At 71.4% G+C, this 12,565-nt stretch carries 11 protein-coding genes and 1 pseudogene; 5 read left to right on the top strand and 7 right to left on the bottom strand.

Annotation, left to right across the window (positions count from 1 at the left end):
* From AOK01_RS44830 to AOK01_RS08815, 4 genes and pseudogenes are all read right to left on the bottom strand, one after another.
* Positions 1-1,164, bottom strand: a pseudogene (locus tag AOK01_RS44830) (hypothetical protein); the annotation flags it as partial.
* Positions 1,146-1,883: an ABC transporter ATP-binding protein gene (locus AOK01_RS08805; protein ID WP_055510206.1), complete on the bottom strand. Its 738-nt coding sequence runs from the start codon at positions 1,881-1,883 to the stop codon at positions 1,146-1,148. The gene AOK01_RS08805 and the pseudogene AOK01_RS44830, both read right to left, overlap by 19 nt.
* Before the next feature lie 297 nt (positions 1,884-2,180).
* Positions 2,181-3,578 carry an aspartate aminotransferase family protein gene (locus tag AOK01_RS08810; RefSeq protein WP_055510208.1) on the bottom strand — a complete coding sequence of 466 codons (1,398 nt, stop codon included), beginning with the start codon at positions 3,576-3,578 and terminating at the stop codon, positions 2,181-2,183.
* Positions 3,563-4,087 (bottom strand): Lrp/AsnC family transcriptional regulator, encoded by a 525-nt coding sequence (locus tag AOK01_RS08815; RefSeq protein ID WP_055510210.1) that lies wholly within the window; start codon positions 4,085-4,087, stop codon positions 3,563-3,565. Before AOK01_RS08815 ends, AOK01_RS08810 begins: the two co-directional genes overlap by 16 nt.
* 181 nt (positions 4,088-4,268) lie before the next feature.
* Here AOK01_RS08815 and AOK01_RS08820 point away from each other — a divergent pair, with 181 nt between their 5' ends.
* From AOK01_RS08820 to AOK01_RS08830, 3 genes are all read left to right on the top strand, one after another.
* Positions 4,269-5,705, top strand: a complete 1,437-nt coding sequence (locus AOK01_RS08820; protein WP_055510212.1) for a gamma-aminobutyraldehyde dehydrogenase — start codon at positions 4,269-4,271, stop codon at positions 5,703-5,705.
* Between the two features lie 103 nt (positions 5,706-5,808).
* Positions 5,809-6,639 (top strand): SGNH/GDSL hydrolase family protein, encoded by an 831-nt coding sequence (locus tag AOK01_RS08825; protein ID WP_055510214.1) that lies wholly within the window; start codon positions 5,809-5,811, stop codon positions 6,637-6,639.
* A gap of 43 nt (positions 6,640-6,682) precedes the next feature.
* Positions 6,683-7,279 (top strand): PadR family transcriptional regulator, encoded by a 597-nt coding sequence (locus tag AOK01_RS08830; protein WP_055510216.1) that lies wholly within the window; start codon positions 6,683-6,685, stop codon positions 7,277-7,279.
* An 18-nt stretch (positions 7,280-7,297) separates the two neighbouring features.
* Here the strand turns inward: AOK01_RS08830 and AOK01_RS08835 are convergent, their stop codons facing one another.
* Positions 7,298-8,029: a glycerophosphodiester phosphodiesterase gene (locus AOK01_RS08835; protein WP_055510218.1), complete on the bottom strand. Its 732-nt coding sequence runs from the start codon at positions 8,027-8,029 to the stop codon at positions 7,298-7,300.
* A gap of 25 nt (positions 8,030-8,054) precedes the next feature.
* Positions 8,055-9,140, bottom strand: coding sequence for an adenosine deaminase (locus tag AOK01_RS08840; protein ID WP_055510220.1), 1,086 nt, complete (start codon positions 9,138-9,140; stop codon positions 8,055-8,057).
* A gap of 507 nt (positions 9,141-9,647) precedes the next feature.
* On the opposite strand from AOK01_RS08840, the gene AOK01_RS44840 reads away from it, so the two are divergent.
* Positions 9,648-9,977 (top strand): DUF4190 domain-containing protein, encoded by a 330-nt coding sequence (locus AOK01_RS44840; RefSeq protein WP_245702177.1) that lies wholly within the window; start codon positions 9,648-9,650, stop codon positions 9,975-9,977.
* Positions 9,978-10,212: 235 nt separating this feature from the next.
* On the opposite strand, the gene AOK01_RS08850 is transcribed toward AOK01_RS44840, so the two are convergent.
* On the bottom strand, positions 10,213-10,800 hold the full coding sequence (locus AOK01_RS08850; protein WP_079103275.1) for a riboflavin biosynthesis intermediates N-glycosidase: 588 nt from the start codon (positions 10,798-10,800) through the stop codon (positions 10,213-10,215).
* A 190-nt stretch (positions 10,801-10,990) separates the two neighbouring features.
* On the opposite strand from AOK01_RS08850, the gene AOK01_RS08855 reads away from it, so the two are divergent.
* Positions 10,991-12,529, top strand: a complete 1,539-nt coding sequence (locus tag AOK01_RS08855; protein ID WP_055510224.1) for a gamma-aminobutyraldehyde dehydrogenase — start codon at positions 10,991-10,993, stop codon at positions 12,527-12,529.
* Positions 12,530-12,565 lie beyond the last annotated feature (36 nt).

Consider the following 12,565-nt stretch of genomic DNA (forward strand, 5'->3'; position numbering starts at 1 on the left):
GTCCAACGGGGGGCCGGCGAGCTGCGCGAGCGCGGGGCCGCCCGAGCGGGTCGGCCCGGTCGATCCGGCCGCGCCGTCCGGGTCGCGCGGGGTGCGCCGGGTGTGCGGGTCAGGTGAGGTACGTGGGCCGGCCGGCGTACGCGGGTCGGCCGTGCCCCCGTCGCGCGCGGCTGGGGCAGAGGGGTCGGCGGGACCGGCAGGGCTGGCAGGGCCGGCAGGGCCGGCGGGGCCGGTGTCGGCGCGGGCGGCCGAGCGGCGGGGCACGTCCAGGGCGACTTCGCGGCCGGGGCCTTCTTGGGCGCCGCGGCCTGCGCGCCCGGCGTGACCGCCGTGCTCGGCATGACCGGCGTGACCGGCGTGTTCGGTGTGACCGCCGTGACTCGCATGACCGTCGTGCTCGGTGTGGCGGGCGTGTTCGTCGGGAGACTCGTGCCCGCCCGGTGTCTCCGGAGCAGCGCCCCGGCCGGAGGGGGCAGCAACGTCCTGCCCGCCGGTCCCGTCCCGGTTCTCGGCGGCGCCGTCCGCCCTCGCATCCGTGCGGGCCCCGAAGCGTCCGTAGACGCCGAATCCGACGCGCTCGCTGGAGCGTCCGTAGCCGCCGAAACCGCTCAGCCGTCCCGGGCGTCCGCCCGCCGCGGAGCCGGCCGGCCGCAGGTCCCGCGGGCGCAGCACCACCGCGCCGGCCACCGACGCGACGACCGGGACCAGTGCCAGGAGGGTGAGCACGGCGGGCAGGGGCAGCGGCTGGTTCGCGGCGAGGAGGCCGGCCGCCTCGCCGTCGAAGGGGAGGCCGGTCAGACCGCCGCGCAGGTGCAGGAAGACCAGCAGGGCGACCAGCGAGCCGAGCGTGCAGGACAGGGCGGTGGAGACGGCCGCGAGGATCATCAGCTGCCCGGGGCCCAGGCCGATCGCCGCGAGTCCGGGCCGCGGCCGGGTGGCCGGGTCGGTCCGGGCGACGGCGACCGCGAACTGCACCGTGGCGGCGATCGGCACCAGGCACCAGGCGAGCCGGAGCATGGCCGCCGCGGACGCGTCCGGATGCCCCAGCGCGTATCCCAGGGTGCACAGGAGCAGGAAGCCCGTGCCCGCGGAGGCCGCGGCGACGAGGAGCCTGCGGAACTGGACGGCGGCGTGGGCGCTGCGGGCTAGGCGGAGAGCGAGCACGCGGCCCGGCCTTCCGTCTCGGCGACCGCCGGCAGATGGACGGTGTTCACGCGCCGCCCGTCGAGCAGCGACACCGTGCGGTCGGCGAACGCCGCGGTGTCCGCGTCGTGCGTGGCCAGGACGACGGTGATCCCGTGCGAGCGGGCCGCCGCGGTGAGCGTCCGCAGCACCTGGGCGCGGTCCGCGCGGTGCAGCGCCGCGGTGGGCTCGTCGGCGAAGATCACGGTCGGCGCGGGGGCCAGGGCGCGGGCGATGGCCACGCGCTGGCGTTCCGACTGGAGCAGGCCGTACGGGCGGGTGCGGGCGCAGCCGCCGACGTCGAGGCGGTCCAGCCACTCCAGGGCGGTGGCCTTGGCCCGGCGGCGGCCCACGCCGCGCAGCATCAGGGGCAGGGCCGCGTTCTCCCAGGAGTTCAGCTCGGGGACCAGGGCGGGCGCCGGGTCGATCCAGCCGAAGCGGTTGCGGCGCAGCCGCTCGCGGGCCGAAGGACGCAGGGTGTGGACGGGCGCCTGGTCGAACCAGACCTCGCCGTCCTGCGCCAGGAGCTGTCCCGACAGGCACTGGAGGAGGGTCGTCTTGCCGCTGCCGCGCGGGCCGGTGACGGCGAGGATCTCTCCCTCGTGGACGCCGAGCGAGACGCCGGTGAGTGCGGGTGAGCCGTTGTGTCTGACGTGCAGGGCGCGTGCCCAGAGCACGTCGTTGTCCGGCGGAGCCACCATCGCGTACACCTCTTCAGATCTGATGTGCGCTGCCCGGGGCGGCCTCGGAAGGTCGCTCGTTCCCTCGGTCGGGGCAACGAAGGCAGGGCCGATCGGTCACTGGGCACGCTAGGGAGTCGGGGCCCGGAGGCCGGACAGCACGCGGCCCCGGGGCGCTCATTCTCACTCGAACGGGCGCCACCGGGGCCGGTGTTGATCACTTGTTCAGCTCATCGGAGCCGGGCGGTCCAGCAAGGCCCGAGGTGGGCCCGGGTCGTGCCCGACCCCGTACGCGAGCCATGCCGGCTCCGGCCGCGATCACAGCTTCGCCCAGGCCTCCGTCAGCACCTGGCGGACGATCCCCTCGATCTCGTCGAACGTCGACTGGTCGGAGATCAGTGGCGGTGACAGCTGGATGACCGGGTCGCCGCGGTCGTCGGCGCGGCAGTAGAGGCCGTACTCGAAGAGCTTCTTGGAGACGAAGCCGTAGAGCACGCGCTCCGACTCCTCGTCCGTGAACGTCTCCTTGGTGGCCTTGTCCTTCACCAGCTCGATGCCGTAGAAGAAGCCGTTGCCCCGGACGTCGCCGACGATCGGCAGGTCGTGCAGCTTCCGCAGGGTGGAGAGGAACGCGCTCTCGTTGTCCAGCACATGCTGGTTGAGCCCCTCGCGCTCGAAGATGTCGAGGTTCGCCATGCCCACGGCCGCCGACACCGGGTGACCGCCGAACGTGTAGCCGTGCAGGAAGGTGTTGTCGCCCTGGTAGAACGGCTCGGCCAGCCGGTCCGAGATGATGCAGGCACCGATCGGGGAGTAGCCCGAGGTCATGCCCTTGGCGCAGGTGATCATGTCCGGTACGTAGTCGAACTTGTCGCAGGCGAACATCGTGCCGAGCCGGCCGAAGGCGCAGATGACCTCGTCCGAGACGAGCAGCACGTCGTACTGGTCGCAGATCTCGCGCACCCGCTGGAAGTAGCCGGGCGGCGGCGGGAAGCAGCCGCCGGCGTTCTGCACGGGCTCCAGGAAGACGGCGGCGACCGTCTCCGGGCCCTCCATGAGGATCTGCTCCTCGATCTGGTCGGCGGCCCAGCGGCCGAAGGCCTCGGGGGAGACACCTGATCCCTGGTCGAGGAAGGCGGGCGCGCGGTAGATGTTGGTGTTCGGCACCTTGTGCGCGCCCGGGACGAGCGGCTCGAACGGGGCCTTCAGGGCGGGCAGGCCTGTGATGGACAGGGCGCCCTGCGGGGTGCCGTGGTAGGCGACCGCCCGCGAGATGACCTTGTACTTGGTCGGCTTGCCGGTCAGCTTGAAGTACTGCTTGGCGAGCTTCCACGCGGTCTCGACGGCCTCGCCGCCGCCCGTGGTGAAGAAGACCTTGTTCAGGTCGCCCGGAGCGTGGTGCGCGAGACGCTCGGCCAGCTCGACGGCCTTCGGGTGGGCGTAGGACCAGATCGGGAAGAAGGCCAGGTCCTTGGCCTGCTTGAAGGCGGCCTCGGCCAGTTCGGTACGGCCGTGGCCCGCCTGCACCACGAACAGGCCGGCGAGGCCGTCGAGGTAGCGCTTGCCCTTGTCGTCGTAGATGTAGGTGCCCTCGCCACGGACGATCGTGGGGACGGGCGCGTCCTCGTACGAGGACATGCGGGTGAAGTGCATCCACAGGTGGTCGTACGCGGTGCGGCTGAGGTCCTTGGCAGTCACGGCTATCGGGTTCCCCACATGTAGGTCTGCTTCTTGAGTTTCAGATAGACGAAGCTCTCGGTGGAGCGCACGCCGGGCAGGACCCGGATGCGTTTGTTGATGACGTCCAGCAGGTGGTCGTCGTCCTCGCAGACGATCTCGGCGAGGATGTCGAAGGAGCCCGCGGTCATCACCACGTACTCGACCTCTTGCATGGCGGTCAGGGCGTCCGCGACCGGTTCGAGATCGCCGTCGGCGTTGATGCCCACCATCGCCTGTCTGCGGAAGCCCACGGTGAGCGGGTCCGTGACGGCGACGATCTGCATCACGCCCTGGTCGAGCAGCTTCTGGACGCGTTGGCGCACGGCTGCCTCGGAGAGGCCGACGGCCTTGCCGATCGCGGCGTACGGGCGGCGGCCGTCCTCCTGGAGCTGCTCGATGATGCCGAGGGAGACGGCGTCCAGCTGGGGACTGCCGTTCCTGGACTCGCGGGAGTCCCGGGAGTCCTTGGGGTCTGCGCTTCGACTTGCCACGAACTCACTCTGCACGAGGGCTCGACAGTTCCGCAAGGTCTGATCGATGAAATTCGTTGTCTACGACTTTACATTCTGCGGATTTCGCAGCTATGGGGGCATCGGGGGTGTTGAAAACGTCGGGGCGAGGAATAGGGTGGTCCCAGGCGTCTCAGGTAGTGGACAGCCGTAGGACATCTGACAGGAGGGCCGGGCAGTGAGCACCGAGCTGCGTCGTCTGCGCAATTACATCGCCGGAGAGTTCCGCGATGCCGCCGATGGACGGACCACGGACGTCGTCAACCCCGCGACGGGCGAGGCGTACGCCACCGCGCCGCTGTCCGGTCAGGCCGACGTCGACGCCGCGATGGAGGCCGCCGCCGCGGCCTTCCCCGCCTGGCGCGACCGGACCCCCGCCGAGCGGCAGAGGGCCCTCCTGAAGATCGCGGACGCCTTCGAGGAGCGCGCCGAGGACCTCATCGCCGCCGAGGTCGAGAACACGGGCAAGCCCATCGGTCTGACCCGGTCCGAGGAAATCCCGCCCATGGTCGACCAGATCCGCTTCTTCGCGGGTGCGGCGCGCATGCTCGAAGGCAGGTCGGCCGGTGAGTACATGGAGGGTCTGACCTCGATCGTGCGCCGTGAGCCGATCGGCGTCTGCGCCCAGGTCGCGCCGTGGAACTACCCGATGATGATGGCCGTGTGGAAGTTCGCCCCGGCGCTCGCCGCGGGCAACACGGTCGTGCTGAAGCCCTCCGACACCACCCCGGCCTCCACGGTCCTGATCGCCGAGATCATCGGCTCGATCGTCCCCGAGGGCGTCTTCAACGTCATCTGCGGCGACCGCGACACCGGCCGCGCGATGGTCGAGCACAAGACTCCGGCCATGGCGTCCATCACCGGTTCCGTACGGGCGGGCATCTCCGTCGCCGAGTCCGCCGCCAAGGACGTCAAGCGGGTCCACCTGGAGTTGGGTGGCAAGGCGCCGGTCGTCGTCTTCGAGGACACCGATATTGCCAAGGCCGTCGAGGACATCTCGGTGGCGGGTTTCTTCAACGCGGGCCAGGACTGTACGGCCGCCACGCGCGTCCTCGTCCAGGAGTCCATCCACGACGAGTTCGTGGCCGCGCTCGCCAAGGCCGCCGCCGACACGAAGACCGGGCAGCCGGACGACGAGGACGTGCTGTACGGCCCGCTCAACAACCCGAACCAGCTCAAGCAGGTCACCGGCTTCATCGAGCGGCTCCCCGCTCACGCCAGGGTCCAGGCGGGCGGCCACCGGGTCGGCGAGAAGGGCTACTTCTACGCCCCGACCGTCGTCTCCGGCCTGAAGCAGGACGACGAGATCATCCAGAACGAGGTCTTCGGCCCGGTCATCACCGTCCAGTCCTTCACGGACGAGGCGCAGGCCGTCGAGTGGGCGAACGGCGTCGAGTACGCCCTGGCCTCCTCCGTCTGGACCAAGGACCACGCGCGCGCGATGCGCATGTCCAAGGTCCTCGACTTCGGCTGCGTGTGGATCAACACCCACATCCCGCTGGTCGCGGAGATGCCGCACGGCGGCTTCAAGAAGTCCGGCTACGGCAAGGACCTGTCGGGATACGGGTTCGACGACTACACGCGGATCAAGCACGTGATGACGTCGCTGGGCTGACCCGCCCGCGCGCCGATGCCGGTGCCGGCGCCTCCGCCGCCCCTTGCCATAGTCAACGAAGTGCATAAGGTATTCGTGGGCTATGGCGAAAGGTGGTCACCCCGTGTCCGACAGCGGATATCTGCGGTACGTCGCCCTTGGGGACAGTCAGACCGAAGGGCTCGGTGACGGCGACGACGTGCGAGGGCTGCGCGGGTGTGCCGACCGGCTGGCGGAGGAGCTCGCGAAGGAGCGCCCGGACGTCCTGTACGCCAACCTCGCCGTCCGGGGGCGCCTCGCCGGACAGGTGCGCGCCGAGCAGCTCGCACCGGCCCTCGCGCTGCGGCCCGACCTGGCCACGGTGGTCGCCGGGATGAACGACCTGCTGCGGCCCCGCTTCGACGCGGACGAGGCGGCCGGCCACCTGGAGGCGATGTTCGCCGCGCTGACCGCGCAGAACGCCCGCGTCGCGACCGTCACCTTTCCCGACATCGGCCGGATCGCCCCGTTGGCCCGCCCGCTCGGACCCCGGGTCCTCGCGCTCAACGACCGCATCCGGCAGGCGGCCGGCCGGCACGGCGTGGCGGTGGCCGAGATGTCCCGGTATCCCGTGATCACCGACCCGCGGCTGTGGAGCCCCGACCGGCTGCACGCGAGCCCGCTCGGCCACGCGCACATCGCCGCCGCGGTCGCGCACGCGCTCGGTCTGCCGGGCAGCGGCGACGGTTGGACGCGCGCCCTGCCCGCCGACGTGCCGCCGCCCTCCGGCCCGCGGGCCCTCGCCGCCGAACTGCGCTGGGCGGGCTCCTTCCTGGGGCCCTGGCTCGTCCGCAGGGCCCGCGGCCTGTCGTCCGGCGACGGCAGGGAGGCCAAGCGGCCCGCCCTGCTGCCGGTGGCCGTGCCCGTCGTGCCGGGCCAGGGCGGTTCGGGCATCGGCAGTCGCGCCTTCGACTGATCACTGATCAAGTGGCCGGTCAACGCGGTGCTAGCTTGGGCTCATGGCGTTGCGCAACGCGGTGATGGCCGCGCTTCTGGAGGGCGAGGCGTCCGGGTACGACCTCGCGAAGGGCTTCGAGGCCTCGGTCGCGAACTTCTGGATGGCCACCCCCCAGCAGCTCTACCGCGAGCTGGAGCGCATGGAGGGCGAGGGGCTCGTCTCCGCCCGCGTCGTCCAGCAGGAGCGTCGGCCCAACAAACGGCTTTTCTCCCTCACCGAGGCCGGCCGCCGGATCCTGCGCGCGTACGTCGCCGAGGGCCCCGCGAAGCCGCTGGCCATCAGGGACGAGCTGATGGTCAGGGTCCAGTGCGTGGACATCGGGGACACCGCCGACTTCGAGGCCGTACGGACCGCGGTCGCCGAGCGCGTCGAGCGGGCCACCGCCAAACTCGCCCGCTATCAGCGCATGCGGGAACGCATGCTGGCCGGACGCACCGAGGACGAGTACCTCACGACCGCCGAACGCGTCGGTCCCTACCTCACACTCCAGGGCGGCATGGCCCTGGAACGGGCCAACATCCAGTGGGGCGAAACGGTTCTGAAGCGACTCGCACAGCGCGTCGAGGTACTCGACGGTCCGGTGCGGGCGCACGCCTGACCGGCCTCACGTCGGCGGTCAACTGCCTTGCTGAGCAAGGGTGTTGTCAGGATTCTCTCTTACGGGTGTCCGCTGACGCAGCGCGCAGAGCGTGTCGATGCGGTTCGTCGTGATCGAGTCGACGCCCGCGTCCAGGAGCCGTCGCATCGACCGCCTGGTGTCGGGCGTCCACACCGACACCAGGTATCCGTCCCGGTGGACCCGGGCGACGAGTTCGCGGCTCGCCAGCCCGAAGCGGTAGTTGAGCCACCGCGGCCGCACCGCGTCGAGCAGCGCGGGCCGCGGCGGCGCGAGGCTCGTCCAGGTGAGGGCGATCTCCGCGGCGGGGTCGGCCGCGCGGACCGCGAGCATGGTGGCGGCGCCCGCGCAGTAGTACACGCGCTCCTCGGCGCCGAGGTCATGGACCACGCCGACGATCCGGCGGACGGCGCGCGCGTCCGCCGGACCCGGCAGGTCGACCATGAGCCGGCCTTCGTCCGTCGCCTCGACGGCCTCCTCCAGCGTGGGCACTCCGCCGGACGTCAGCCCCCGCACCTCGTCGGACGAGAGCGACAGCAGCGGCCGGTCCTGCTCCCACAGCCGCTTCAGCGTCTTGTCGTGCAGCAGCACGGCCACGCCGTCGCGGGTCAGCCGGACGTCGATCTCGACGGCGTCCGCGCCCCGGCGGAGCGCGGAACGCAGGGAGTCGATCGTGTTCTCACGGACGCGGTAGGGGTCGCCGCGATGGGCCACGGCAGTCACGGTACGCATCGGGCCATTGTGCTGGTGCGCCTGCTCAGGGTGCGAGCCAGCCGGCGGTGTACGTGTCGATCTCCGCGGCGAGTGCCGCCTTGCCCGGGCCGTCGAGGAAGGAGACCTCGACGGCGTTCTTGGCGAGCGCGGCGAGACCCCGCTCGTCCAGGTCGAGGAGCCGGGCGGCGACCGCGTACTCGTTGTTGAGGTCGGTTCCGAACATCGGCGGGTCGTCGGAGTTGACGGTGACGACGACGCCGGCCCGTACGAACTCCTTCAGCGGGTGCTCGTCGAGGGTGCGGACCGCGCGGGTGGCGATGTTGGAGGTGGGGCACACCTCCAGGGGGATGCGGTGCTCGGCGAGGTGCGCGAGGAGCTTGGGGTCCCGGGCCGAGCTCGTGCCGTGGCCGATGCGCTCGGCCCGCAGGTCCGTCAGCGCGTCCCAGACGGTCTCGGGCCCCGTCGTCTCGCCCGCGTGCGGTACGGAGTGCAGGCCGGCCGCGATCGCACGGTCGAAGTACGGCTTGAACTGCGGCCGGGGTACGCCGATCTCGGGCCCGCCGAGCCCGAAGGAGACCAGGCCCTCCGGGCGGATCTTGTCGGTGGTGGCGAGCCGGACCGTCTGCTCGGCGGATTCGAGTCCCGCCTCGCCCGGGATGTCGAAGCACCACCGCAGGATCGTGCCGAAGTCGGCCTCGGCGGCCGTGCGGGCGTCCTCGATCGCGTCCATGAACGCGCCCTCGTCGATACCGCGGCGGATGACCGACGAGAACGGCGTGAGCGTCAGCTCGGCGTAGCGGACCTGCTGCCGGGCCATGTCGCGGGCGATCTCGTACGTCAGCAGGCGTACGTCCTCGGGGGTGCGGATGAGGTCGACGACGGACAGATACACGTCGATGAAGTGCGCGAAGTCCGTGAACGTGAAGTAGTCGACCAGCGCCTCGGGGTCCGACGGCACCTTGGAGTCGGTGTGGCGGGCGGCCAGTTCGGAGACGATGCGCGGGGAGGCTGATCCGACGTGGTGCACGTGGAGTTCGGCCTTGGGCAGTCCGGCGATGAAGGCGTGCAGGTCGGGCAAGGTTCCTCCCCAGGAACGGCGCCGGGCCGGTGTGCGGCGGGCGCGGGTGATCGGCTGATCGATGGTTCAGGGATCATCGTAGGCTGCGGCCCGTGCGGGGGAGGCGTGGGCCGTAGCATGACGCTACGTACGACAGAGGGGACTCAGCGCATGTCCGACGACGCGCAGACACCGGGTGCGCCGCCTGCCGAGCCCGGGGCCGGGGCCCGGCCCGGGGTGTCGCTGGGCAAGCCGGCCGGCGAGTCGAATCCCTGGGCCGCGCCGGCGGACGAGGCGCCGGCGCCGAAGCGGTCGTCGGTGCCGCCGCAGCAGAGTGCGCCGCCGTTTCCCGGGGCTCCGGGGCCGTACGCACCGCCGGGTGGCTCCGCCGTACCGCCGCCGCCTGTTGCCCCTGGGGGGCCGGGGCAGGTGCCGTACGGGTACGGGGCTGGGCCTGGTTACGGGCCTGAGCCTGGGCCTGGGTACGGGCATCCGGCCTACCCCGGCCATGGGCACCACGGGCCCTCCTACGGGGGTGCTCCCGGCTACGGCTATGGCTACGGCTGGTCCGCGCTGCCCGTGCCGCCCAACAACGGGTTGGGTATCGCGTCCCTTGTGCTCGGGATCGTCTCGGCGGTCGGGTTCTGTCTGTGGCCGGTGTCTCTCGCGGCGGGAGTTCTTGCGCTGATCTTCGGGCTGATCGGGCGGAACAAGGTCCGGCGGGGCGAGGCCACGAATCCGGGGCATGCGGTGGCGGGGATCATCTGTGGGGCGGTGGGTGTGGTGCTGGCGATCGCTTTCGTGGTGGTGCTCGCGGTCGTGCCGGACGATGCGGGGAGTGATGACCCGGGGACTGGTGGGGAGACGGGTGGGGATGGGTTCAGCACGTCGCTGACCGTCGACGACTGACCTGCGGGCCGCCTTGGGCTTGTCGCGCAGTTCCCCGCGCCCCTTGGTGGGTGGGGGTTCGTGGAGTGTGTCGGGTGCGGGTCGATTTGGGCCGAGCGCGCCGTTCCCCGCGCCCCTTGAGGGCGCCGGGCCAGACCGGATCTTTCAGGGGCGCGGGGAACTGCGCGACCAGCCCCCACCGGGCCGCACGTGCCACGGGCCGGTGACCCCCGGAGGGGCTCGCTCAAGCCAGTTGTCAGGTGGGCCGTAGGTCGTCCCTGGCTCTCATCAGGGCGAAGCCCAGGAGGTTCGGGCCCCGCCAGCGTTCGGGGTCCGACGCCCGCTCGTCGGCCGCGGGCAGGCCGATGCCCCACACGCGGTCGACGGGGCTGGCCTCGACCAGTACCCGCTCACCCGTGCCCAGCAAGTACGCGCTCAGCTCCCCGTCCGAGGCGAACTTCCGCACGCTCCCCTCGACCACGATCCCGAACCGCTCCCGCTCCCAGACCGCCTCGTCGAACCCCCGGACCAGGCGCCCGGCCTTCTTCGCGAGGGCCGGGTCCGACGCGTCCACCGCCCGCCGCTCCGCCTCCGCGTCGCCGAAGAGCCGCGCCTTGCGCGCCATCATCCAGTGCTCCGCCGTCCGGTACTCCACCCCGTCCGCAGTGAACGGCGACGGCCACCACTGGCTCAGACAGCTCGCACCGATCCGGCCGTCCGCACGCGGCCGATGGCCCCAGAAGTGCAGGTACTTGACTCTCTCCCCGGCTCGGACCGCGCTGACCAGTGCGTCCCGTGAATCGATCTTCCCCATGCCCGCGAGTCTGGCACGCGCCACTGACATTCCGGCGGTCGAGGGCTGCCCGCCTTTTCCCGGCCAACTCGACACCTGGTCGACAGATTCCGTCGCGTAACCAAATGGCAACAACGGAATCACTTGTTGGAGCACCATTGCTCTGTCAGGATCGGCACTCAAATCGAGCTGGAGCTACGCCGTCCCCCGCGTTGCGGGGAGCGCGGCGGAGGAGAGCGACATGCACAATCCGGGCCATCGCTTCCAGGCACAGGACCGCTTCCAGGCGCAGGACCGCTTCGCGGCCGGCGCGCAGTACATCGCGGGCCGGCCGGCCAAGGGCACCTCCGGCCGGAGTCACGCCGTCGTCGACCCCGCCACCGGCGACGAGGTCCACACCTACGAACTGGCCGGCACCGCCGACGTGGACGCGGCGGTCGAGGCGGCGCGCGAGGCGTTCCCCGACTGGTCCGGCGCCACCCCCGGTGAGCGCTCCGACGCCATGCACCGCTTCGCCGCCGTGCTGGCCGACCGTGCCGAGGAATTCGCGCAGGCGGAGTCCCTGCAGTGCGGCAAGCCGATCAAGCTGACCCGGGAGTTCGACGTCCCGGGCACCATCGACAACATCGCCTTCTTCGCCGGCGCGGCCCGCCACCTCCAGGGCCAGTCCGCGGGCGAGTACTCGGGCGACCACACCTCGTACGTACGCCGTGAACCCATCGGTGTGGTCGGCTCCATCGCCCCCTGGAACTACCCCCTCCAGATGGCGGCCTGGAAGGTCCTCCCGGCGATCGCCGCGGGCAACACCATCGTCCTCAAACCGGCCGAGCTGACCCCGTTCACCTCCCTGCTGTTCGCCGAGGCGGCGACCCACGCGGGCATCCCGGACGGTGTCGTCAACATCGTCACCGGCGCGGGGAAGGACGCGGGCGAGCATCTCGTCGGTCACCCCGACGTCGTCATGACCTCCTTCACCGGCTCCACCGCCGTCGGCAGGCGCGTCGCCGAGATCGCCACCTCCACGGTCAAGCGCCTCCACCTGGAACTCGGCGGCAAGGCACCCTTCGTGGTCTTCGACGACGCGGACCTGGAGGCCGCCGTGCACGGCGCGGTGGCGGGCGCGCTCATCAACACGGGCCAGGACTGCACGGCCGCCACGCGCGCGTACGTCCAACGGCCCCTCTACGAAGAGTTCGTCTCCAGGACCGCGGAGCTCATGGACACCGTCCGGCTCGGCGATCCGTTCGCGCCGGACACCGACCTCGGGCCGCTCATCTCGTTCGCCCAGCGCGACCGCGTCGCCGGCTTCGTCGACCGGGCACGCTCCTACGCGCGCGTGGTCACCGGCGGTGAGGTCCCGAAGGGCCTTGAGCACGGCGCGTACTACCGGCCCACCCTCGTCGCCGACGCCGCGCAGGACAGCGAGATCGTGCAGTCCGAGATCTTCGGCCCTGTCCTGGTGGTGGTGCCCTTCGACAGCGACGACGAAGGCATCCGGCTCGCCAACGACAGCCCGTACGGGCTCGCGGCCTCCGCGTGGAGCCGTGACGTGTACCGGGCGAACCGGGCCACACGTGAGATCAAGGCGGGCTGCGTGTGGGTCAACGACCACATCCCGATCATCAGCGAGATGCCCCACGGCGGATACCGGGCCTCCGGCTTCGGCAAGGACATGTCCGCGTACTCGTTCGAGGAGTACACACAGATCAAGCACGTCATGTTCGACAACACCGCGGTGGCCAGGAAGGACTGGCACCGCACGATCTTCGGGGACCGCTAGCCATCCAGTCAGCACCGGCCAGGACCAGGCCGAACC

This window comes from Streptomyces aurantiacus, from assembly GCF_001418335.1.
Classification (GTDB): domain Bacteria; phylum Actinomycetota; class Actinomycetes; order Streptomycetales; family Streptomycetaceae; genus Streptomyces; species Streptomyces aurantiacus.